Annotated in this window: 18 protein-coding genes; 14 read left to right on the top strand and 4 right to left on the bottom strand. The window is 71.9% G+C overall.

Features of this window, described 5'->3' with window-relative positions:
• The first annotated feature begins 528 nt into the window (after positions 1-528).
• Genes QSK30_RS21785 through QSK30_RS21755 form a run of 7 tightly spaced genes read left to right on the top strand, consistent with a single transcriptional unit; the run spans position 529 to position 12,046 of the window.
• The gene (locus QSK30_RS21785) at positions 529-4,122 is read left to right on the top strand and encodes a penicillin-binding transpeptidase domain-containing protein (protein ID WP_285505336.1); all 3,594 of its coding nucleotides are present in this window, start codon (positions 529-531) and stop codon (positions 4,120-4,122) included.
• A complete protein-coding gene (locus QSK30_RS21780) occupies positions 4,119-6,197 on the top strand; it encodes a hypothetical protein (RefSeq protein WP_285505335.1) in 2,079 nt (692 codons plus the stop codon). The genes QSK30_RS21785 and QSK30_RS21780 overlap by 4 nt, the downstream gene beginning before the upstream one ends.
• The gene (locus QSK30_RS21775) at positions 6,190-6,486 is read left to right on the top strand and encodes a hypothetical protein (RefSeq protein ID WP_285505334.1); all 297 of its coding nucleotides are present in this window, start codon (positions 6,190-6,192) and stop codon (positions 6,484-6,486) included. Before QSK30_RS21780 ends, QSK30_RS21775 begins: the two co-directional genes overlap by 8 nt.
• Before the next feature lie 16 nt (positions 6,487-6,502).
• Entirely contained in the window at positions 6,503-8,278 is a 1,776-nt protein-coding gene (locus tag QSK30_RS21770; RefSeq protein WP_285505332.1) for a hypothetical protein, read from the top strand.
• A complete protein-coding gene (locus QSK30_RS21765; protein ID WP_285505331.1) occupies positions 8,275-10,335 on the top strand; it encodes a hypothetical protein in 2,061 nt (686 codons plus the stop codon). The genes QSK30_RS21770 and QSK30_RS21765 overlap by 4 nt, the downstream gene beginning before the upstream one ends.
• Before the next feature lie 35 nt (positions 10,336-10,370).
• A complete protein-coding gene (locus tag QSK30_RS21760) occupies positions 10,371-11,543 on the top strand; it encodes a hypothetical protein (protein ID WP_285505330.1) in 1,173 nt (390 codons plus the stop codon).
• Positions 11,540-12,046, top strand: a complete 507-nt coding sequence (locus QSK30_RS21755; RefSeq protein WP_285505328.1) for a hypothetical protein — start codon at positions 11,540-11,542, stop codon at positions 12,044-12,046. Before QSK30_RS21760 ends, QSK30_RS21755 begins: the two co-directional genes overlap by 4 nt.
• A 1,337-nt stretch (positions 12,047-13,383) precedes the next feature.
• Here the strand turns inward: QSK30_RS21755 and QSK30_RS21750 are convergent.
• Together QSK30_RS21750 and QSK30_RS21745 are read right to left on the bottom strand one after the other, a co-directional pair.
• Positions 13,384-14,256 (bottom strand): oxygenase MpaB family protein, encoded by an 873-nt coding sequence (locus QSK30_RS21750; protein ID WP_285505326.1) that lies wholly within the window; start codon positions 14,254-14,256, stop codon positions 13,384-13,386.
• Between the two features lie 106 nt (positions 14,257-14,362).
• The gene (locus tag QSK30_RS21745; RefSeq protein ID WP_285505324.1) at positions 14,363-14,854 is read right to left on the bottom strand and encodes an FBP domain-containing protein; all 492 of its coding nucleotides are present in this window, start codon (positions 14,852-14,854) and stop codon (positions 14,363-14,365) included.
• A gap of 61 nt (positions 14,855-14,915) precedes the next feature.
• Here QSK30_RS21745 and QSK30_RS21740 point away from each other — a divergent pair, with 61 nt between their 5' ends.
• Complete coding sequence (locus tag QSK30_RS21740; RefSeq protein WP_285505322.1) at positions 14,916-15,485, top strand: TetR/AcrR family transcriptional regulator; 570 nt, start codon at positions 14,916-14,918, stop codon at positions 15,483-15,485.
• Positions 15,486-15,780: 295 nt separating this feature from the next.
• On the top strand, positions 15,781-16,284 hold the full coding sequence (locus tag QSK30_RS21735; protein ID WP_285505320.1) for a hypothetical protein: 504 nt from the start codon (positions 15,781-15,783) through the stop codon (positions 16,282-16,284).
• A gap of 65 nt (positions 16,285-16,349) precedes the next feature.
• Here QSK30_RS21735 and QSK30_RS21730 read toward each other — a convergent pair whose 3' ends face one another.
• Positions 16,350-17,948, bottom strand: coding sequence for a fibronectin type III domain-containing protein (locus QSK30_RS21730; RefSeq protein ID WP_285505319.1), 1,599 nt, complete (start codon positions 17,946-17,948; stop codon positions 16,350-16,352).
• A gap of 547 nt (positions 17,949-18,495) precedes the next feature.
• Here QSK30_RS21730 and QSK30_RS21725 point away from each other — a divergent pair.
• Genes QSK30_RS21725 through QSK30_RS21705 form a run of 5 tightly spaced genes read left to right on the top strand, consistent with a single transcriptional unit; the run spans position 18,496 to position 22,426 of the window.
• Positions 18,496-19,560, top strand: coding sequence for a hypothetical protein (locus QSK30_RS21725; RefSeq protein ID WP_285505318.1), 1,065 nt, complete (start codon positions 18,496-18,498; stop codon positions 19,558-19,560).
• A complete protein-coding gene (locus tag QSK30_RS21720) occupies positions 19,557-20,597 on the top strand; it encodes a hypothetical protein (RefSeq protein WP_285505316.1) in 1,041 nt (346 codons plus the stop codon). The genes QSK30_RS21725 and QSK30_RS21720 overlap by 4 nt, the downstream gene beginning before the upstream one ends.
• Before the next feature lie 5 nt (positions 20,598-20,602).
• Positions 20,603-21,037, top strand: a complete 435-nt coding sequence (locus QSK30_RS21715) for a hypothetical protein (protein ID WP_285505315.1) — start codon at positions 20,603-20,605, stop codon at positions 21,035-21,037.
• Positions 21,038-21,050: 13 nt separating this feature from the next.
• Positions 21,051-21,245, top strand: a complete 195-nt coding sequence (locus QSK30_RS21710; protein ID WP_285505314.1) for a hypothetical protein — start codon at positions 21,051-21,053, stop codon at positions 21,243-21,245.
• A complete protein-coding gene (locus QSK30_RS21705; RefSeq protein WP_285505313.1) occupies positions 21,242-22,426 on the top strand; it encodes a HesA/MoeB/ThiF family protein in 1,185 nt (394 codons plus the stop codon). The genes QSK30_RS21710 and QSK30_RS21705 overlap by 4 nt, the downstream gene beginning before the upstream one ends.
• Positions 22,427-22,451: 25 nt before the next feature.
• Here the strand turns inward: QSK30_RS21705 and QSK30_RS21700 are convergent, their stop codons facing one another.
• Complete coding sequence (locus QSK30_RS21700) at positions 22,452-23,258, bottom strand: universal stress protein (RefSeq protein WP_285505311.1); 807 nt, start codon at positions 23,256-23,258, stop codon at positions 22,452-22,454.
• Between the last annotated feature and the right edge of the window lie 180 nt (positions 23,259-23,438).

Raw genomic sequence — 23,438 nt, 5'->3', positions numbered from 1 at the left:
CCCTTGCGCGCGACAGCGACGACATCGTCGCGGAACTCCCTGGGGTATGGCTTGGGCACAGAGACATCCTTCCAGCGAGGACGCGAGCCCTCACAGGTCAGGTGTCAACCAATCTCGGAGCAGTCCCTTCGACCGCGATGACACAAAAGGATGAGTGATCCGCGCTTTGCCGGGACCCCCGACGCGGGGGCTCGACCGCCGTGCTGGTCGTCGCGGGCGGGGCCGGCCCTGGCCCCGGGGTCTGCCCGGGGCGGTCCGTCGAGCGCCCGACCCGGGCGGGACGGCTCGCGATATTGCGACAGGTTTGGTCTGTTTGGCCGAATTCTGCGAGCAACCGCACGGCCGTGACGTGCGGTTATCCCCGCGTTGCCACCGTTGGCGGTACCGGTGGTCGCCGGGCGCCGGTAACACCCGTCCGGGTGACGACGAACTCCACAGTGATCTTCGGGTGGCCATCGTGGACGCGCCGATGTGTCCACCGGAAGCCGATGGCGCGCCAGCGCCCGTGATGGAGGTCGTCGCCGAACCATGAGCCATGGCCCGCTAGCCGTCCTGGCGATGTTCTTCGACGGCTTCACCGGGATCAGCCGACTGCTCGTGCTCGTCGCGCTCGTCCTCGCGGTGGTCAACGCCGGGCGGTTCCTGGCCCGGCGGCGCTCGGTCGCGCTCGCCGCGGTCAACGCGCCGCCGCCGGTGGGCGCGGTGACCATGTCCTTCGTGCGCGGTGCCTACCCGAGCCTGTGGTGGCCGCTCGGCCTGCTGTGGCTGGGTTTCCTGGTGGGTGGCCGGTTCCGCTCGACGCTGTGGGTCATGGCGGTCGGGGTGCTGGTGGCGCTCGCGGTGGGCCTGGGGGTGCGGCTGCTGCGCGTCGCGCACGCCCGTCGCCGCGGCGCGGAGGTGGCGCCCGCGGCCGTCGCGGTGCTGCTCACCGCCGGGGTGCTGGTGCTCTTCGGACTGCTGCTGACCATCCGGCTCGTCGTGGTCCCGGACCCGCGCACCCGCGTCGCGGAGGGGCTGACCGCGGAGTCCGGTGCCGAGGCGGTGCGCGCGGTGCTCGTGCCCGCGCTGGTCCTGCTGCTCGCCATCGCCGCGCTGACCTGGGCGACCCGGCCGCGGCCCGCGCGCGAGAAGGAGCGGGGCATCCGCTTCCGGCTGCCCTTCCGCGGCGACCAGCGGTCCGCCGAACGGGGCCACCTGGTGGCGATCGGGGTCGTGTTCGCGCTGTTCGCCCTGCCGCTGCTGGGCAACGGCCTGACCATCGCCGGGATCGCGACCCCGGAGTACGGCAAGATCCTCTACTTCGTCGCGCTGGCCTGGATGCTCGCCGACTTCGCCTACGGGTTCCGGCTGGACGCCGGTCGCGGCGCCCGCGAGCTGCTGACCGCGGGGCGGCACCTGTGGTACCCGGTCGGGCTGTTCGCCGCGGTCGGTCTGGCCAGCGGGCTCAAGCAGGACATCGGCCCGATGATCCCGATGTTCCTCGGCACCGTCGCGATGTTCGCGGTGCTGCTCGCGATCCAGGCGAACCGCGCGCCCGAGGTGAGCGGGGCGCGCGGGCGCGGCCGGTCCCGGGCCCGGCGCCGGGTCGCCCTGCGCTACTCGCGCCCGCTGTGGGCGCCGCTGGCGCTGCTGGTGCTGATCGGCGCCATCGGCATGGTCGCCACCCCTTACATCTCCGAGCGCGGCGCGGTCTGGTCCGACCCCTGGGCCTACACCTGGGCCGCCGAGTGCCAGACCCCACCGGCGACCGCGACCCCGCCGCCGGTCCCGGCGGGCACCGAGGCGTGCCAGATCTCCTTCCGCTCGGCCGAGGCCAGCGCGCGCTCGCAGATCGCCCAGTCCCTCTCGGTCATCGCCGACGGCGGCGTGTGGGGCCGCGGCCTCGAGGACACGACCTCCGGCCGCGTCCCGGCCGCCTCGACCGACTTCGTGATCAGCGTCGTGTGGAGCAAGCTCGGCGGCATCACCGTGCTGCTGCTGGCCGCGGTGCTCGCACTGCTCGCCGCCGCGCTGACCCGGCTGGGGCGGCAGATCCCCGCCGAACCCGCCCCGGCCTCGCCGACGCCCCGGCAGCCCAGACCGGTCGTCGAGCCGGGCGGGCTGTTCGTCGTCGGGCTGACCGCCGCCATCCTGGGCCAGTTCCTGTTCGTGCTCGCCGCGACCGTCAACGCGCTGCCGCACTCCGGTATCACCGCGCCGTTCCTCTCCCGCGGCGGTCACTCCACGATCGCCCTCGGCCTCGGCGTGATCGCTGCGGTGGTCGTGCAGTACCGCTCGGGCGGCTCCGCGCCCGCCGCCCCGAACCCGTTGGGCACCAAGGAACTCGTCCCCGCCTTCCCGCCGAGCGCGTTCAGCGCGTGGTGGGCCCGCCCGACCCTCCCGGCGATCGCGGTGATCTTCGTGCTCTGCCTCACGCTGATCGGCGGCATCACCCTGGCCCCGTACAACGGCCTGCCGGAGGAGCGGGCCTACTGCAGCACCCAGCGCCCGACGGTCGTGTCCACAGCCTGCTCCACCGACCGCCTCGCCTACGACCGCACCACGGTGCGGGTCGCCCTGGGCGGCGTTCCGCAGTACGTGCGCGACCGCTCCGGCTCGGCCTGGGTGCCGATCGGCGCCCCGACGGTGTCCCTCGAGGACCTCGGTGGCCTGTTGCAGTCCGGCGGTGGCCGCGGCGCGATCGACCTGGCGCTGACCGACGTCATCGACGGCACGTCCGGGACCTCGCTGGGACAACGGCTCGGGCCACCCTCGGCGACCCCCGAGGCCGGTCTGATCGAACTCACCGTCGACCCCGCCATCCAGCGGGAGACCGCCGCGGCCCTGCGCATGGACGCCGTCGTCGAGGGCGAGAGCAAGCCCGTGCCGCCGCTGGCCGGTGGCGCGGTGGTCATGGAGGCCGACACCGGTCGCGTGCTGGCGACCGCGAGCGCTCCGGGCGAGACCGGCCAGGACACCACCAAGGTCCCGGTCGACGACGCCGCGCGCACCGCTTTTCTGCGCGCGCACGACTTCGGCACCCGGGACGCCAAGGGCGACCTGGCCGAGGCGGACGACTGCAAGAAGTCCGATGAGGACAGTGAGCTGGACCGCTGCTGGAAGTGGTCGCTGCGCACCCCCGACCCCACCGAGTCGGCCGAGTCCACGCAGCGGCGCAAGCACTTCGTCGGCGACCAGGACGACGTGCCGCTGCCAGCCACCGACGTCAACCGCGCGCTGGGCAGGCAGTACGGGCTCGGCTCGACGTTCAAGGTCGTCGTGGCCACCGCCTACCTGCGCGCGGAGCCGGGCCGCACGGCCGAGTCGCTGATCCCCGCCCCGGTGACGGTCCCGCTGGGCAACCGGGATATCCGCAACGCGAACAGGGCCGCGTGCGTCGGCACCACCCCCGAGGGGAAGATCACCCTGGGCGACGCGCTCGCTGTCTCCTGCAACACCGCCTTCGTCCAACTCGCCCTCGACATGGGGTGGGACGCCATCCGGGAGACCGCCAAGGAGTACGGCTTCACCGTCGGCCCGGTGCCCACCGGGGGAGCCGCCCCGGCTTCGGCGTGGCTGGCCGGGATATCGTCGGGCAAGTCGCTGGGCGCGGATTCCCGGGTGCCCGAGAAGTCCGACGGCCCGGCCATCGGGAACGACGTGCTCGGCGGCGGCGACGTCGTGGGCACCCCGCTGCAGATGGCCACCGTGATGTCCGGCGTCGCCGCGGGCGGCACCGTCCACCAGCCGACGCTCCTCGACGCGATCACCCCGGCGCTCGGCGGCGAACGCCGCGCCATCACGGGTGAGACCAGGCGGGTGCTGTCCCCGGAGCTGGCCAACGAGCTCACGAACGCGCTGGCCGGCACGACGTCCGACATCGGCACGGCGCACAAGCTCGCCACGCCGGGCAGGCCGCAGCTGTGGGTCAAGACCGGGACCCAGGTCCAGGTGACCGACGAGGAGGCCGAGCCGGGGACGTTCATCCGGCAGTTCGCCTGGCTCGTCGGGTTCCTCAAGACCCCGCGCGGACCGGTCGCCTTCGCCGTGGTCGTCGAGACCAAGGACGAGACCGCGGGCGCGGTCCGGGCCCGCTGGCTCGCCGGGCAGATCGTCGACAGCGTCGTTCGGGGGCGCAGGTGAACCCCCAGGACCAACCGCGCTTCGAGGAGCGCGTGCGCGCCGCGGCGGGCAGCGAGCTCAACCGCTACCTCTCGACCGTGCGCACCCCCGACGGCCTGCGCACCCTGGTGCGCGTCCTGGTCCGGACCTCGTTGCCGCTGAGCCCGACCGGCAGCGACGCGGTCCGCGAGACGCTGGAGGAGCTGCGCCGCGGCGATGTCTCGCTGCAGCTGCACTTCGAGGTCGCCACCGGGCTGCCGGACAACTACGACGTCCGCTGCGAACCGGTGTCGAACCTGCTGGGGCCGGGCGAGCCGCCCGCGCCGCGCCGACCGCGCCCGGCGGGCCAGGACCGCCTCCTCACCCTCTCCTTCCTCGGGCTGCGCTTCGACTACCTGTTCCCGGCCGACGACACCTGGCACGCCGTGGAGCGCCCGGAAGGCAGGCGCGGCAAGGGTTTCGTGCTCCCGCAGTCCATGTCCCCGGTACCCGCCGGCCCGCTGCTGGAGCTGCGGCTGGCGGGCGGCGTGCTGCTGGCCCGCCGGACCTGGGAGCGCCCGGACCTGGCCGTGTGGGTCAACGGCGTCCTGCTGGTGCCGACCGCGCCCGACGGGGTGCGGTGCGCGGCGGGCGGGCGCATCGCCTACCACCGGCACTCCGGCGAGCTGATCTCCGAGCTGGACTACGACCTGGTGGGCTGGGCGCGCGGCACGCTGAGCCCGCCGGGCCCCGCCGACCCCGGCACCGGCGCCACCCACGACGTGTGGCTGACCACCGGCAACCACGGGCACGTCCTGCGGATCGCGCCGCCGAGCGCGGGGGAGCTCGCGGTGGACCGCCGGTTCCCGATCCCCGGCGCCACCACCAGCGACCGGCACTACCTCGACGTCCAGGTGCTCTACACCGAGGGCGTCCGCCAGACCCCCGAGCCGGACACCTGGCACGTCAAGATCTACCGGTGCGCGACCCCGCAGCACGCCGACCAGCTGCGCCGCTACCTGCGCACCCAGGCGGCGCTGGTGGACAAGGTCAACGCGGCCGTCGGCGGCACCGCGCGCACACCGCCGTGGGCGATCGCCCCGATCAGCCTGCCGCCGCCCGGCTCCGGGGTGCTGGGGGAGCGGCGCGCCACCGAGTACGCCAGCCCCCAGCAGGTGAGCGACGACCCGGAGAACCGGCTCTCGGCGTGGTTCGGCGTGCACGACCGGCCGCAGCCCAACTGCTTCGTCATCGCCGCCTCGCCGATGCTGCGCCGGGTCGGCTGGTCGGAGTCCTACCAGCGCGGGGCCCCCGGCCTCGACCAGGTGGACGACCTGATGGCGCTGGCCGCGGGCCTGGACCAGTGCCACCGGCTCGACATCGCGCACTGCGACATCAAGCCCGCCAACATCTGCCGCTACCGGCGCGCCGACGACGGGTCCGGCTACGTGCTCATCGACGGCGACGCCGTCTCGCGGCGCTGGGAGCGGCTGGTCGACCTGCGGCTGACCACGACCTACGCCTCGCCGCGGATCCTGGCCAAGTGGTACCGCCCGCACGACGAGACCACCGAGGTCGACCTGCGCGAGCACGACCGCTTCGGCTTCGCGCTGGTGGTGCTGGCCGCGGTCGCGGGCCAGGACCGGGCCTACGCGCTGCTCACCCAGGACGAGGACGGCGCCCGGCCGATCGACCAGCCGGAGATCGTCACCGCGGCCATCGCGTCCTACTGGAAGGACCCGCGCTGGGCGCCGTTCGCCCAGGCGCTGGCCGCGCCGTTCCAGTACGACGCGCTCGTCGGCGACGACTGGACGGCCGTGGGCTGGTTGCGGCTGCTCGGCTCGGTCACCGCCGCGCCGGTCGACCCGCAGGTCCAGCACCCGGTGGCGGCGCCGGTCTTCGCGGGCGCGCACTCCGCGCGGCTCGTCGCGCTGCGCACGGAGATCCAGGCGGCGCCTCCCGCCCTCAACGCCGCGGTGGCCACCGTGCTGCGGCGGGTCGCGACCGAGCAGGTCTCCGTCGCCCGCGCGGCCTACTGGCGCGCGCTGTGCTGGGGCCTGCTCCCGCTGCTGGCCATGGTCGTCACACTGATCGGGGTGATCGTCGGAAATGGCTGACCGCGGGTGGTTCGGCAAGGTCGTGCCCGGTTCGCTGGTGGCCGCGGTGGCCGAGGTGGCGCCGCCGGTGCCCACCGACCCCGCGGTGCGCCGGGCGGTGGGCAACTGGGTCGCCCACGACACCACGGTGCGCAGGCTCGCCGAGGCCCGGGCCGAGCCCTACCTGCACCACTACCTGGTGGAGGCCGAGCGGCGCGGGCGCGCGCACGGCCTGGCCGCCGCGCTGGTGGTGTGCCTGCCGCTGACCGTGCTCGTCACGGTCGGCTGGATCCTGGTGCTGGCCCTGTGATCGGAAGCGGTGTCGGATGAATCAGCACTACGGCAGCCTGGTCCGCTGCCCCGCGTGTGACGAGGACCTGGGCGTCGGCCTGTCCTACGACCAGCACGGCCGGGTGCGCAAACCCAGTCTGCGGCTGGAGCTGTGCGTGGAGGGCCGGGGGGTGGTGGACTGGCGGCTGAGCCTGTGGGACGGCAGCCGGTCCTGGCCGCCCTCGCCGCGGTTCCACGCCGCGCGGGTGCACCTGGTGTACCGGCTGTGCGGTGACGGGCACGTGTTCCTCGACCACGTGGTGACCGGTGGCTCGACCCCGGCGCAGCCGTGGACGGTGGACCGGTTCGACGTGATCGCGGCCGTCGGCGGTGTCGCGGCGGGCAAGAGCTACCTGATGCTGCGCACGCTGAGCCAGCACCTCGCCGTCGGTGGTATGTCCTCTTTGGACCCCACGGTGGCCACCACCCGGGTGTCGGTCTACAACGCCGACTGGCTGCTCGAGGCCGCGCCGCTGGACCTGCTCAAGCGGCACTACCTGCGCACCGAGATCGACGGCCTGCCGCTGGACCCGACCACGCTGCGCGACATGCTGCCCTTCGAGTTCCTCGCCGAGCACGTCGCGCCCGGGCTGGTGCAGCAGATCCTCGACATCCACCTGGAGCTGCTCGGCCCGGACAACGTGGACAAGCGGTCCTGGGGCCAGCGGATCCGGCAGCCGATCGTGCGCCGCTACCAGATCGGCGACCAGCGGGTGCTGGCCGCGGTGGCCGACCTGGCCGGGGAGTCCTTCGACAGCGGCTCGGCCAACGACCGGCACAACCGGTACCTGCTGAGCAACTACGGCACCCTGGTGTGGGTGATCGACCCGGTGATCTGCTCGCCGTTCGTGAAGTTCCTGCCGCAGGGCGTCGCGCGGTCCTCGGTGCCCGCGAGCATGCGGCCGGACGTGGTGGTCAACGACAAGACCGAGGAGGTGCGCAAGACCCGCAACCAGGTGCAGCGGGAGCTGGCGAACACCCTCACCGAGACCGGCGGCCTGGCGATCGACCACGGTCCGGACCAGTACCTGCTGGTGAGCGTGACCAAGGCCGACCTGATCCGGCTCGCCCTGGACACCGGCCGCACCGCCGACGGCGGCTTCCACCCGGCGCGCCGGCGCACCCTGCGCGACCTGGGCGCCAAGGACGCGGTGGTCACCGGGGTCACCCGCTACCTGGCCGAGGTCGCCCGGCGCTCGGGTGGGCAGTTCCCGAGCATCGTCGTCGACGACCTCGCCGCGGCCACCCTGATCGGCCGGATCCGGCAGTTCGCGCACGACCCCCAGCTCGGCGTCCAGGTGGCCCGCCAGCTCGCCGACGCGCTGGTGGACCACTACAGCGACCCGGACGAGTTCTGGGAGCTGGTGCACGGCGGCGCGGGCACGCACGTCGAGGTCCCCGAGCGGGTGCCCGAGCAGATCCTCAAGGCGACCCGGATCACCGTGCCGTCGCTGGACGAGCACGTCGCGGCCTCGCTGCTGGCCGGGCAGGGCGGGGTGCTGCGCACCCGCGACATCGTGATGTCCGCGCTCGGCTGCGGGGTGGCCTGCGGCCTGGGCTTCGCCCAGTCGATCGACCTGCTGCTCCAGCAGGAGTGGCGCGAGCTGCGCTTCTTCCTGTGCTCGCCGCTGGGCGAGGTGCCGGTCACGGTCACCTCCTCCGACCAGCTCATCGCCCCGCGCGACAGCGACGCCAGTTTCCCCGAGTTCGACGCCAGGTCCGCGGCGCTGTGCCACCTGCTGCTCTGCATGCTCCGGAGGGTCCGGCCATGAGCGGGTGGACGATCGTCGAGTGGGGTGTCGGCTCCGGCTTCGCACTGTCCGAGCCGACCGAGGGCCCGCGCCCGCCCGCGCAGTTCGTCCGCGCGGCGGAGAGCCTGACCGCCTTCCCCGTGGTCCAACCCCCCGCGGGCACCGGCGACCACACCCGGTTCCCGGTGTGGTGCCTGGTCTACACCGAGGTCGAGGAGTTCGGCCCGCACTGGTGCTTCTCGGTGCAGGGCCGGGACGGCACCTTCGCCCGCGCGGGCAGCTGCCAGTTCCTGTTCGCCCCGGCCTCGGTGCACCCGTACACGGTGTGGCTCGAGGGCGTGGAGCGGGTGGGGCCCAACGGGAAGCTCGCGCACGCGAGGGTTTGCGAGGTGCCGTTCGACGCGCCCGCCCCCGCGCGCGTGGCCGACCTGCTGGCCGCGATCGACGAGAACCGCCACCACGTACCGGTCGACGGCGCGCCGCTGGAGGTGGCCGCGCTGATCACCAGCCTGCTCGGCCGGGTGCCCGCGGCGGTGGCCCGGTCCCGGATCTGGGCGACCTACCTGCTCAAGCCCGCGGTGCTCGACGACTACCCGGTGCTCTCCGGGCACTGGCCCGCCGAGACCGCGGCCAACCACGGGGCCCGGGTCCGGCAGTGGCTGGGCGAGGCGACCCCGGGACGGGCCAGGGACGAGTCGGACGCGCGCGCGTTCGACTGGCTCGCCCGCGCCCAGCCCGACCAGCTGGTCGCCTACCACGGTCTGCCCGACCTGCGCGCGCTGCTCGACGTCGTGATCCGCGAGGAGCTCGGCGTCCGCCCGCAGGACGTGCCCCGGCTGTTCACCGCCGACCCCGACCGGCTGCGCACCGCCAAGGGATCGGCGGCCGTGCTCGAGTGGGCGCAGGGCGAACCAGTCCGCGCGATCGCCTACCTGGTTCCGCCGAGGCTGCCCGCCGACCTGGCGGAGGTGGTCTTCGCGGGCGTCCTGCGGGCGCACCGCGCGGCGGGCCCGGGGGAGAACCCGGCGTGGTTCCCGCCCGCCGACGCCGGGCAGTTCCCGGACTGGCACCGCCACCTCGCCGACTTCCTGATCCGCGCGCTGCCCGACCGGCGCGACCGGATCGCCCTCGTCAAGGACACCCTGCTCGCGCCCGGCCGGCCACTGTCCGATGTGGACGCCGTGTACCGGTCCGGGGCGTGGCTGGCCTCGATCGGGGTGTCGCCGCAGGACCCGACGGTCGGGATCTTCCCGCCGTCGCCCGCCGCGATCGCGGCGGCGCTGGCCGCCCCCGGGGGCACGATCAGCGCCGCCCACCGGGCTTTCCTGCGCGACTCGCCCGATCCGGTGGAAACCCTCGGGCTGGTCGCCCAGCGGATCGGGTACATCACCCCGCCGGTGGCCGACCAGTTCCTCGACGTGGTCGGCGAGCAGGCCCGCCCCGGGTTGCTCGCCACCGTGCTGCGGCACAACGCGCGCTACCCGGACGTGCCGGTCGAGCGCTGGGTGATCCAGCTGGGCGAGCGCCGACCGCACGACGAGTTCACCGTGGTCGAGGGCGCGTACCCCATCCTGCTGGACCTGGGGCTGCTCTCCGACCAGCTGCTCAGCCGCGCGATGGCCGTCTACGCGGACCAGCCGGGGGACTCCGAGGCGCGGCGCAGGCTGATGCGCGAGGCGGGCGAACGGTTCCAGCGGGCGACCGCGGGTGGGCGCCCGGTGACGGTGCCCGTTCCGCGCACCCAGCAGTGGCAGGAGGAGCACAGCGCCCCGGCCGACTTCGGCCCGACCGGCCCCGATCCCGGGCTCACCGGCTTCGACACCGCCCCGCAGGTCCACAGTGGACACCTCACGGACCGGCGCAGGCCCGACCGCCACTTCGAACACGGCGACTTCCGGGACGGGGACGACCGGCGCGACCACGGCGAGCGGCGACAGCGGGTGGAGTCGGCGCGGCCGGGCGGTGAGCCCGAGTCCAATGAGGAACTGCCACCGGCCCTGCGGCTGCTGCTGATCGTCGGGGTGCTCGCGGTGGTCGCCTTCGCCGTCTACCACCTCTTCCTGGCGCGACTCGGATGACACCGGTCCACCGCCACGACTCCAGAGAGAACCCGATGAGCAGCACCGCCGACACCGAGCCCGGCAAGCAGGTCGGCGCCCTGATCAGCGCCGCGGTCAAGGAACTGGACCGGGTCGCGGGCGTCACCCCGGCCACCCGGCCCGCGCACCTGCGCCAACTCGGCCTGGTGCTCGCCGCCGCGGCGAGCGAGGCGGGCCAGGCCGACCGCGACCCGACCAGGCTCGACCGCGACGCCGACCTCTGGCGACTGCGCGAACCTGGATACCTGCGGTCGATCTGCGAGCACCCGGTCGCCCGCGCGGGCAATGCCCTGGTGCTGCTGCCGGTTGTGTTGACCTGGATCGCACTCGGGGCCGCTGAGCTGTTCTACGTCCAGCAGTACACCGCGACCCCGGCCGCGGACCGCCCACCGTTCTTCGCCGACTGGCTCGCCCAGCCGTGGTTCCGCGGCCCGGTCGTGCTGTCCGCGGTGATCGTCGTGACCGTCCTGCTGATCATGCTCGGCTACCGCCGCCCGGCCGCCCAGCAGGCCGCCGCGGACGACATCGACCGGATCGCGCACAACCTGGAGGCCGACCTCCTGCCGCTGCTGACCATCCTGCGCTCGCGCTCGGTCACCCCACCGGTCGCCGACGCGGCCAGGACCGCCGCGGCCGACCTGTCCCAGGCCGCCGCCCAGATCCGCTCCGCCACCGAGAAGCTGAGCGAGTCGCTCGCGGTGATCGACCGCCTCGGCGTCGTCGCGGGCAGACTCGCCGAGACCGTCCCCGGCCTGCGCGAGCAGACCGACCGGCTGGCCGACCTGGACACCCGGATGACCCAGACGGTCGCCGAGATCTCCCGGCAGGCACAGCCCATGACCGAGGCCGTCGCCGTGGTCTCCGGCGCCGCCGCCGCTGTCGACGGCGCACTCACCCGGTCCGAGACCGTCCTGCGCGAGGCCACCGCGCGACTTGACCAGGCAGAGGCCATCGGCAACCGCACCGCGGAGCAGCAGACAGTCCTGTCGCGCGCCGAACAGCCCTTCACCGCCGCCGCCGACACGGTGGCCGCGGCCGCGGGCAAGCTCGGCGAGACAGTGACCGCGGTCCTGGACACCGCGACCCAGCTGCGCGAAACGGTCAAGGACGTCAACTGGCTCGCCATGGTGTCCGACGGCCTACGGCACGAACCCGGCCACCCCGAACCCACCGAGGTAGCCGGGTGAGGAGGCGTTTCCCCAGCCCCACCACCGGCGGAGCCCTCAGCGCGGCAGGCTGGCTGTTCGCGGAACTGGCCATGGTCCTGGTCATCGTCGCCGTCGGCTCAGAGGCGACACCACCGCAACGCGCGGCAGCCGTGCCCACCACCACACCCCCGAGCACCCCACCCCCGACACCCGGCGCGCCCGAGGGGCTGGCACTCACGTCCCGCAAGTTCACGATGGGACTCCCGGCGGACGACCGGGAGGTGCTGGACTCCTTCGTGCGCGAGCTGAACGCGATCGTCGCCCCGCAGGGCAAGGTGGGCCTGATCCTGCTGTTCGGCACCTCCCGTAACGCCAACGCGCCCGCGCAGGGCACACGACTCTCCGAACGCCTCAAGGGAGTCGTGCAGCGAGCGGGCATCCCACAACTGCGCTCGGTCGCCGAGATCCGTCCCTACTTTGGCGGCGATGGTGGACCGGGAACAGTCACCGTGGAACTGTTCCTGCTCAACGGCACCACGTGATCCGCCTACCCCGCTGGCTCCGCCGCACACCGCCCCCACCACCGGCGCCCGCGATCGCTGATATCGCCGTCATCGACGGGACCGGCTCGGACCTCGGGGATCGTGTCCTGGAAGCCCTTGTCGCACAAGGCGATCGCGCCACACTTGTCAGCCCGAACGACCTACTCGCGCCGGCCCGGACCACAGTGGTCCTGCTACCTGCCCGCGCCCGAATGCTGCCCGACACAGCCGCGCACTTCCTGTCGGTCGCCGAAGCGATCGTCCAGAATACTGGCGTGACCTTCCCCGGCCGCATCACGCTGGCTTGGTGCTTGCCAGACCACGAACGAACTCGGTTCTCGGTGCCGAGACCGGTGACCCGCAACTGGTCCCCGCTCCTGTTGGGCACCGCTTGGTCCCGCGAACTCGCGCACCACCAGGGGGATCAGCGGGCCGCGACTGAGTGCTACAGCTCCAGCGTGGCTCAGTTGATGCTCGAGCACGGGAGCATCGCGGGTGTTCGCACGGCTGACCTGTACCGAACAATCCTGACGCTGGACCCGAACGCACTGCACACGCTGACCATCAGAACGAAGACCCCGGAACCCGACCTCCGACCCATCTGCGCAGCAACCCAGACACAGATCGCTGACGCAGAAGCAAGAACCCCTGTTCTCTAGCCCTTCAATCCTTCATCTCTTAATCCTTAATCTCTCAATCTTTTACTTTCTCAAAGCCGAGCCCGCTGGTACGCAAGACCCGTTACGTTTGTGCTCGATTGGGTGGACTGCCTTCGTGTGGGGGAGGAGTGCCGCTAAACTTGCCGTGGGTGGGGATGCCCTTACCCTGCCCTTTTCTCTCCACCGCGGTGCTCTATAGGCCCCGCGCGAAGGTAGTCCAGCCAATCGAGCCCCGCTCTTACTCGGGCAGGTCACGAGGTGTGCCGCCCGGGGGTCGACGCCACGGGTCGCACTCGCTGGGGCTGCCCGAGGAAAAGATGGGGGCTCGATCTAGTGGACTCGCTTCGTGTGGGGCCCCTAGAGCACCGCGGTGGGGAAAAAGCGTGGGGCGAAGGGCATCCCCACCACAGGTCAAGTTTAGCGGTGCTCTCCCCCCACACGAAGCGAGTCCACTAGATCGAGCATTCGTAGCGGGACTTGCGTTCCAGCGGGGTCGGCCTCACCGCTGCGGTCTGCCGGGGGACGGGGAAAGAGAGAAGAGAGTGGGGAGAACGAGAGGGAGGGCGCCGGAGAGAAGCGCCGGAGAGAGGCGGGGGAGAGAAGGTGGGGAGAGGGTGGGGGAGGGGGAGGTTGCGGGAAAGCGAGGAGGGGGGAGCGGAGAGGGGGGGTGGGACGTTTTCAGGCTGGGGTGGGAGGGGTTAGGGCCCATCTGATTGTCCGGACTATTCCGTGTCCTGCCGCGCGGACCAGTGGTCCCTCCAACCCCGGAAGGCTCGGCACCCGCAGCTGTGACCTTGCCCAGCGGGGCAGGGTGGCTATCGCGTTGGCGCCGAGTACTGCGTAGGGGACTCGGGCGGGCCAGGGGATCGGGGGTGTCAGGAGTATGAAGCGTGCTGCGTCTCGGGCTTGGGGGGTTGAGTGGAGTTCGCTTCGGTAGGAGGCGAGGCGGTCGGCTAGTTCCGCCTGGTTCAGTGGTGGGTCGATGACGCCCAGCGCCGTGGCGACCTTGGCTGTGTCGGCGACGTAGTCGTCGTAGCCTGCGGGGTCAAGGGGGTGTGCGCCGTAGCGTTGGTGGGCTTTGAGGAAGCTGTCGACCTCGGCCACGTGTACCCAGGCCAGCAGGTGTGGGTCGGCTGCGTGGTAGGGCCTGCCGTCGTCTGTTGTCCCGCGTACTCGCTCGTGGATGGCGCGGACTCGGTCCACCATGGCCTGGGCGTCCTCGGCGGTGGCGAAGGTCGTGGTCGCGAGGAAGGTGCTGGTCCGCTGGAGGCGTCCCCAGGGATCACCCCGGTAGCCGGAGTGGGCGGCTACTGCTGCCATGGCCAGCGGATGTAGTGACTGCAGCAGCAGCGCCCGTAGGCCGCCGACGAACATTGACGCGTCGCCGTGGACTGTTCGGATCGGTCGGTCGTCGTCGAACCAGCGTTCGCCTGGTGAGTCGTGGATTCGGGAGCGGACCGCTGGTCCGTTCGGGCCCGCGACCCGTTCGAATAGCCGCTCGCCCGCGAACCGTCGGAGCTTGTCCGGGTTCACTATGCCGTTGATGCGCACTCCAGCCACCTCTCACCGCTCACTGGTCAGGGTAGGCGCGATGGGGCGGTCCGGCCGTGGGACCGGGCGTGGACCCCGTCACCGGCCTGGCGGTTCAACTGCCTGACTACTCGAGCACGCGGTCGAGGAAGCTGGTCAGGTTCGCGATGGTTCGCTCGGCCTTCTCCTCGGTGGTCAGGGACTCGTGGATCCGGCCGCCTGGCTCGGTGTGCTTCTTGCCGCGCAAGTAGAGGGAGCAGGCGAGGTCGGTGCAGATGTAAGCGCCGACCGAGTTGCCCTGTTGGCCGGTGCGGCCTGCCTTGCGGGCTGTCATCAGGGAGATGCCGGGGCCCGGATGGGAGGTCAGGCACAGGGTGCACATGCCCCGTCGGACCTGCCCGGTCTGGGGCGCCACGCGCAGGGCCACGCCGATCAGGCGGTCGTCGGTCTCGACCACCAGGTACGCGCGCTCGCGGGCCGCCGGGTCCTGCCAGCCGAGGAAGTCCAGGTCGGACCACGGGCGGTCGGCGAGGTCCTTGGGCACCGCCATGCGCTTGGCCTCGCCCTTGGTGCAGTTGACCAGGGAAGCCCGGATGTCGTCTTCGGTAACCGGTCTCATAGGTAGTATCCTAGTACTCCTAGGCAACTGGATTAACGACATAGGCAGTGGAGAGTGGCGGATGGCGCGCGCGGGGGTGACCGCCGAGCGGCTGACCTTGGCGGCGGCGGAGTTGGCCGATGAGGTCGGGTTCGAGAACGTGACCGTCGCCACGCTCGCCCGGCGGTTCGGGGTCAAGGACGCGAGCCTGTACTCCCACGTCAAGAACGCCCGGGACCTGCGGGTGCGGGTGGCGCTGCTGGCCCTATCCGAGCTCGCCGACGGGGTCGCCGCCGCCCTGGCGGGTCGTGCGGGCAAGGACGCGCTGGTCGCCTTCGCCAACGCCTACCGGGACTACGCCAAGCAGCACCCGGGTCGGTACGCGGCGGCGCAGTTCGACCTCGAACCCGAAGAGGTGGTCACCAGCGCGGCGGGTAGGCACTCGGAGATGACCCGGGCGATCCTGCGCGGTTACCAGTTGGCCGAGCCCGACCAGACCGACGCGATCCGGATGCTGCACAGCACGTTCCACGGCTACGTGACGCTGGAGACGACCGGCCGCTTCGACCACACCCCGCGTGAGGTGGGGCTCTCCTGGGGCCGGACCCTGGACGCCCTCGACTCCCTGCTCCGGAGCTGGCCGTCCGCCTGAAACGCTCGCCCCGGTGCGTCCCGTGCAACGAAAATGTCGATTATGGACAGTCGTCGAGAGGGTTTTCGCTGGTGTGGTAACGGACCGAGGCCCTGGTTCGCGGAAATCGCGGGAAAAGCAATGGTCTAGACGAGTGGCAACTGTCGCGGCTCGACCGCGCGGCTGTCACCGGCTGTGGAGCGCTTTGGTCGATTCGGGCGCTTTCCCGGGTTTCACCTGGATCGCGAAGGTTGATCTTCGTCAGACTTCTGGACGTCGGGGACCTGCGGTAATCGTTCATCCGGAAGAGGAGACCATGCGCAAGATCCTGGGTTTGGTGGCGAGTGCGGCGTGCGCGCTCGCGGTTGTGCTGGCGGGCGCGAGCACCTCGGCGGCCGCGCCGGACGGTGCGGGCGGTGTCGGCCGAGTGGCCACTGTGGACACTGTGGCCGGTGCGAACAGCGCGGCGGGGGTGTTGGGGACCTGGCAGTGCTCGGTCCCGTCGGGACAGACCTACACGGAGGTCTACAACGAGCTGAACCGCTGCAGGCCCGGCGGCTGGGCGCTGAAGTACCTCGTCGAGTCGCCCTCGACCGGGCTGTGGGCGTGCACGGTGCCCTCCGGGTTCACCTACACGCAGGTCTACAACGCGCTGAACCGCTGCAGCGCCAGCGGTTTCGCCCTGAGCTACTCGCTCCAGTCGCCGCGCAGCGGGGTCTGGGTGTGCCGGGTGCCCTCGGGCTGGTCCTACACGCAGGTGCGCAACGAGCTGAACCACTGTAGTGCCAGCGGTTTCGCCAACTCCTACCTGCTCGCCTAGCCCGCGAACGAGTTCGGGGCCCCGGGCGAGTCGCCCGGGGCCCCGAAGTCGTGCGGTGTCGGCGATCAGCCGGTGAAGCCCGCCGTGATGGCGGTGAACTCCCAGTTGGGCCGGTCGCGGTTGACCGCCCAGAACGAGAGGCGGCCGATGTGGTGGGCGTTGGACCAGTCCCGGATCCGGGTCCAGGTCTGGGCGCTGGTGACCTCGCCGGAGTCGCTGCTGCCGTTCATGCCCGAGATGCCGACGTGCGCGTAGGCCTCGGCGTCGGACCAGCCGAAGACGGACTTGACCTTGTTCTTCAGCCCGTCGGTGGCGTTGACCGTGTTAGTGTACATGTCCGCCGCGCCGCCGAAGTTGAACGGCATGATGGTGAAGTTGTCGATGTTGGCGCCGAGCGCCTTCGCCTGCTCGATGAGCCGGTTGCCCCAGGAGTTCGGGCCGGTGTTGAGGGTCGGGAAGGTGAGGATCGTCTTGAGCCCGGGGTTGTTCGCCTTGACGATCTTGAGCGCGGTGAGGATCCGGTCCTGCACCGCCGGGCTCTCGAACTCGTCGGTGTTCTCGATGTCGACGTCGATCGCCTTGAGGCCGTAGGCGCTGATCACCTTCTGGTACGCGCCCGCCAGGGCCTCCGCGGTGGCGCAGTTGGGCCCGAGCTTGTTGCCGCTCCAGCCGCCGATGGACGGGACGATGTCACCGCCCGCGGCCCGGATGGCCTTGACGTTGGTCTCGTCCACCCCGCCGGTCAGCGGCCGCTGGCTGTCCCACGCCGGGTTGCACCCGTTCTGCGCGAGGATGAACGCCATGGTGAACCACTTGACGCCGGTGGCCCGCATGACATCGGTCGCCGCGGGCGGGTTGCCCCAGCCGAGGTAGAGGTAGGGCGCGGCCTGGACCAGGCCCGGGCCGGGGCCGCCGTCCTTGCTGGTGGTCGCGGTCACCACGGCCGAGGCCGGGGAGGTGTTGCCCGCGCCGTCCTTGGCGCGCACCGTGAAGCGGTACTCGGTGCTCGGTGCCAGACCGGTCACGGTGGCGCTGGTGCCGCTCGCCGGGGTGACCGACCCGCCGTCGCGGACGACCTCGTAGCCGGACACGCCGACGTTGTCGGTCGAGGCGTCCCAGGCGAGCGAGACGCTGGTCCCGGTGACCGCGGTGACCCGCGGGTTGCCCGGCGTGGTGGGCGGTTGGGTGTCGCTGCCACCGCCGGGGCCGTCGAGGCTGAGGTCGTCGGCGTTGTAGGCGCCCTGGCCGTACCAGCCGTGGATGTACACCTCGGCGCTGGTCTGGCTCGCGCCGGAGGTGAACGAGACGGTCACCAGGCTGTAGCCCGCGGTCGAGGTGGTCCACCGGACCGCGCCGCCGGTCACGCCGAGGTGGACGTAGCTGCCGCGCACCCAGCCGGACAGCGTGTAGGCGGTGTTCGGCAGGACGGCGACCGTTTGGGCGCACCGGGCGTTGTCGCTCCCGCTCGCCGCGCCCGCGAGGGCCTTGGTGCCGCCGTGCACGGGGCTGCCGACCACCGAGCCGGTGCCGCCCGAACACGTCCAGCCGGACAGCGTGCCGGACTCGAAACCGGGGTTGGACAACAGGTTGGCGGCCTGCGCGGCGACCGGCGCGATCACCAGGCCGACGCTGGTGAGCGCGGCCGCGCTCAGACTGGCGAGCAAGCGGTGTCGGGTACGCACATGACCTCCCGGTGCGGTGGGGACAGCGAAGACGACCCGGGCGCGGGCCGCGGGTGCCGGTCCACGCCCACCCGCCGAGACCGAGCGGAATTGGTCTGGACCATATGGCGATTGAAGTCCAGGTCACCGGGGCTGTCAATAGCCCGGGGACCGCGGTGGTTGCCGGCAACGCGCCAGATGCCCTGTGCCGCAACGGGTGCGGGTGTGAACGCGCCGCAGGGCCGCCGTGCCCACGCGCCTGGCAACAGAGTCGGCCGAGCATTCCGATCGTCGAACATCACCTACGCACTCGGCGACCGGAATCGGATCAGGCGAGCGCGCTGCCGCTCATCGCCGATCAATCGGATCATCCGTCGCCGTGATGTGAAACAATATCCAATGAAGGTGCTCAGCGCACCGTCGCCATTCTCCGTGAATTCTCGACCGCTCGCCGAATTTCGACGTCACATCACCCATTCGGATCATAATGCGGCGCCCTGGCCAGGCGATACCACAGTCGTCCCCACCGTCACCGGCCCTGGGATGGTTGATGCTGGAGCTTCTGGGTTCCTTTCTCACCGGGTTGTTCTCCGCGGTGCCGCAGGCCGTCACCTCCTGGGTCGAGGGCCGCAACGCCGTGCGGATCGAGCACCTGCGAAACCAGTTCGATGCCGAAGCACAAGAGCGCAGTGTGCGAACCGCTCGCCGAATGCGCGAGATCGATCTCGAGTTCCGGCAGTCGGAGTCCTACCCGCTGGGCGTGCCCGGCAAGCTGGGGCAGCTGCTGTCCACCTCAGCGGTGCCGATCCTGCTGGTCTCGCCCGCGCCGCCGCGGTGCCCGGTCGACCTCGACGGCGTGGCGGACCGGGTGGTCGAGATCCTGGCCGGTCAGTCGGGGTTCGGCGGCTACGCCACCGCGCCGACCGGGGCCTTCTCGCGCGACGGGGGCACGCCGCGGTTCATCGACGGCGACGTGGGCGCGCGGGTGGTCGCCGAGGCGGAGTTCGCCGACCGGGGCCCCGCGGTCATCGTCTACTTCGTGGCGGGCGCGCGAACGGTGACCGCGCACGCCTATCTGTCCACTGTGTTCGGTTCGGTCGCCGGTCAGGACGGGATCCCCTACGCCATCGCGAGATACGGCCGGGACGGTTCGGGTTCGACGGCCCTGCGTGACGCTCACCTGCCGAGCTGGCACCACATCGATCTCGACCAGTTCCCGGCCGCCGCGCCGGTGGACGTGGTGGCCGCGACCACCGCGTGGTTCCTGCTCTCCGTGGTCGACGCGTACTGGCAGCTCACCACCGGAGCGGTGCCCGGCCTGCTCGCCGCCGTGGCCGCCGCGCACACCACCGCGCCCGCCGACAGCCCGGTGGCGGTGGCCGAGCGGGAAGCGGCTCGGCTGAGCGCGCTCGGCTACGACGTCACCGCGGAGCTGATCGACGGCGGCATCGGCCTGTTCCTGACCGGCAAGCACGAGGTCGCCATCGTCCTCGGCGCGGACTACCCGGCCGCGCCGCCGCTGGCCATCCGGGTCGACGGCGTCGACATCGGGATCAGCCCGGCGAACTGGTCGCCCGAGTGCACCCTGGCCGATGTTGTGGAGGCGTTGCGATGAGCCGGGCCGTGGTCCGCGTCTTCGAGTCCGAGCTCGCCCAGGTCATCGGCGAGACCGACGCCCACCGGTCGATCGAGACCGGCGGCAGCCTCTTCGGCCTCTGGACCGACGGTGGCAACCTCACCGTGTTCCTGGCTATCGGCCCGGGCCCGCGCGCGGTGCGCGCGGCGACCCACTTCGAGCAGGACCCGGCCACCCACCGCGCGGTGGAGGAGTCGCTGGTGGAGCGGTTCGGCGTGCAGGCGGTCGGGCTCTGGCACTCCCACCACCACTTGGGCCTGACCGAGCTCAGCGGTGGCGACCTCAACCGCACCCTGCGGTTCGCCCGCCGCACCGGCCGGACCCGGTTCTGCGACCTGCTGACCTACTTCGGCCCGTCCGGGCGGGACCGCGACGGGCCGGTCGTGGTGAAGCCCTACCTCCACCTCGACGCGGCCGCGGGGCGCCGGGCGGCCACCGGCATCGTCGTGCTCCCCGGGGTGAGCCCCGTGCGGGAGGCCCTGCTCGCGGACGACCCGCCGTTCGTCGGGCCGCTGTCCGTCCAGGGCGCGGGGGAGCACGTCCGGTTCGAACTGGCTACCTCCCCGGACGCTGACGGGCCGCCGACCAGGATCTCGGCCAGAGCGCTGGCGGTGTTGACCGGGCGCGGCCGGGCGGCGCGGGACCAGCCCAGGCTCACCGAGAACCCGGAGGACGCCGGACGGTCCGACTTCGCCATCGCGGACCTCACCGAGTACGTGACCGAGCACGTGCAGCCCGCGCTGCGCACCGCCTCGGCCGCCGTGCGCTGTGAGATCCAGCCGACCGCGGACGGGATGCTGTTGCAGCTCACCCTGGCGGCCCGGGGCGAGCAGCACGTCCTCGAGCTGGGGTGGGCCGGCGGCCCGGTGGTGGTCAGCCACCGGTTCCGCGCCGGGCCCGACGTCGCGCCCCGGGAGCTGGTCACCCCCGCCGAACGAGCCGCCGGGGTCGAGGTGGCGTCCCGGGTCGGCCACGTCCTGGCCACCCTCCAACCACCCGTGCGACGGGGAAGGTGATGCCCGTGTGGAAGCCGTACCAGCAGCTGAGGCTGGCCCAGGAGCAGCAGTCGCTGCGCAGGTTGCTGCCCGACTTCACCTTCCACAGCCCGCAGGTCGACACCTACGTGTCCGGTTGGTGGACCAGCAACTCCGACCGCCGGTACCAGATCCGGGTGAACCTGCCACCGGGCTACCCGGACGCCATCCCGGACACCTACGTGACCTACCCGAGCCCGCTGCGCGGCTGGGACCGGCCGATCGAGCAGTGGGGCAACAGCCACGCGATGCACACCTGGCAGACCGACCGGCCGGGCTGGGCGAAGATCTGCATCGTGCGCCCGGAGGACTGGAGCGCGGCCTTCTCGGTGGTCAAGGTGCTGCGCAAGGCGATGCTGTGGACCACCGCCTACGAGTGCCACCTCGACGACGGCAGGCCCATCAAGGATTTCCTGCTGTGAAAGGGAGACAGCCATGACCGACGGCCACGACGCGATCCGCGACTTCCTCGACCGCACCGCGAAGGGCAAGGGCGGTCAGGGCAAGAAGATGGTGCTCAACCCGCAGACCGGCAAGTTCGAACTGGTCTCCGCCGACAAGGTCAGCGCGGGCGACGTCGCCGAGATCACCGTCGAGGACATGCGCTCGTTCCGCGGCGGTCTCGGGTGAGCGCCCACGTGGTCTTCGAGGCGGCGGTGGTCCGGATGGTGGCCGCTGGCGCGGTCGACCGCGCACGGGTGACCGAAGTGGACGGTGGTGAGGTGCTGCGCGTCCACGCCGCACCGGGAGACGGCGCGGTGGTCCTGCGTACGACGCCGGACGAGCCGGTGGCGGGCGCCAGGGTGCACTGCGTGGTCGACGGCGCGGACGTCGTCTGCCTGGACGAGTCCTTGCGGCCGCTGCCGGTCACCGTCATCCCGGAACACGCCGACGTCTTCGACCGCGTGCGCGGCGTCTTCGAGACCGACATCCTGCGAGACCGGGCGGTCGCCGTGCTGGGGCTGGGTTCTGGCGGCAGCGTCGTGGTGCGCGAACTCGCCCGCAGCGGTGTGGGCCGGTTCCTGCTGGTCGACCACGACCGGCTGGAGGTGGGCAACGTGTGCAGGCACGAGTGCGGGCTCGCGGACGTGGGCAGGCTCAAGACCAACGCCGTGCGCGAACTCATCCTCGACCGCAACCCCGACGCCGAGGTGACCACGCTGGACCTGCGCATCAGCAGCGAGACCGTGGACGAGCTCACCGCGGCGATCAAGGCCGCGGGCGTCGACGTGGTCGTGTGCGCCACGGACAACCGCGAGAGCAGGCTGCTGGTCAACCGGCTCTGCGTGCTGGCGGGCCTCCCCGCGCTTTTCGCGGGCGTCTTCCGCCGCGCGTACGGCGGCCAGGTGCTGCGCTACCTACCCGGACTCACGCCGTGCTACCAGTGTTTCGTCAGCGCGGTGCCCGCGATGGCCAACGACCGCGAGATCGCCTCGGCGGAACAGGCCCACCGCATCGCCTACAGCGACCGCCCGGTGGCCGTCGAGCCCGGCCTGGCCGCCGACATCGCCCCGATCGCGCTGATGATGGCCAAGCTGACGACGCAGGAACTCCTCGCGGGGACGGCCACGACTCTGGCGTCCCTCAACGAGGACCTGGTGGCACCGCTTTACCTATGGCTGAACCGCCGCGAGGCCGAGACCGACTACGCCGCCCTGCCCCCCATGGCCACCGGCGTCGACACGATGAGCGTCCTGCGCTGGTACGGCATCGACCTCCCGCGCGACATCCACTGCCCGGCCTGCGGGACGCCTGCGGTGGAGGGGGTCGAACCGACCGCGGACCTGGACACCTCCGACTTCCGCGCCTGAGGTGTCCCGGACCTCGTGCCCGGACTCAGCCCGGGGTGGTGGTGATCGCCACCGGGCAGGCGGCGTGTTGGGTGGCGGCTCGGCTGACCGAGCGGCGCAGGGTGTGGTGCAGGGTGCTGTGGCCGTGGTAGCCGATGACCAGCAGCCGGGCGTGGGTGGACCGCTCCACCAGGGTGCGCGCGGCGTCCCCGACGACTGACTCGACGGTGACGCGGACGTTCGGGTACCTGGTGCGCCACTGGTCCAGGGCGGCCAGGTCGGTCGAGTCGGCCACCCCGCGCGGGTGGGTGTGCACGACGTTCAGTGCCACGCCCGCTCGGGCCGCGAAGTCGAACCCGAACTGGATCGCGGCGGAGTCGTCCGCTGGGTCGTGCACGCCAAGGACTACCGGCGACTGGTCCGCCCTCTTCTCCGCGCCGCGGACCACGACCACCGTGTGCGGCACGCGGCGGACGAGTCTGCCCACCTCCGAGCCGAACACCCCGTGCGTCAGCCCGCCGCCGCCCGCGCCGACCACCAGGACGCTCATGTCCGCGGTCGCCTCGGCGAGCACGTCGCCGGGGTGCCCGTACTTGAGCACGGTGTCGATGGCCAGGTCGGGGAAGTCGTGCCGCAGCTTGCCCGCCTCCCGGGCGAGCTCGTCCCGGGCGCACCGCACGATGCGCTCGCTGACCAGCGCGTCGAGCATGTTGTACTCGTAGGCTTGGACCAACCGGACGCCACCGACACCGAGGCGCGCGTAGTGCGCGGACCAGTGGGCGGCCCGGTGCGCGAAGGCCGAGCCGTTGTACCCGACCGTGACCGCGGTCGGCCGTTCCATCGTCGAGGTCATCAGGAACTCCCCTTCCCCAACTCGTGGCGAGGACGATCCGATTGTGGCACTTTCCCCCACGGCGCAAGGGTTCTTGTCGCCAAATCGCTCGCGTGGAGTAGAGCGCGGAATCGGGCGGGGCGTTCGTCTGCTTTGGTGCCCGTGGTGTTGGAGTACGTTTCCGACACTTTCGTCCGGTGT

Source organism: Actinokineospora sp. NBRC 105648, assembly GCF_030269645.1.
Lineage (GTDB): Bacteria > Actinomycetota > Actinomycetes > Mycobacteriales > Pseudonocardiaceae > Actinokineospora.
Note: the sequence above shows the minus strand (reverse complement) of the source record. Positions and strands in the feature narration are given on the sequence as shown.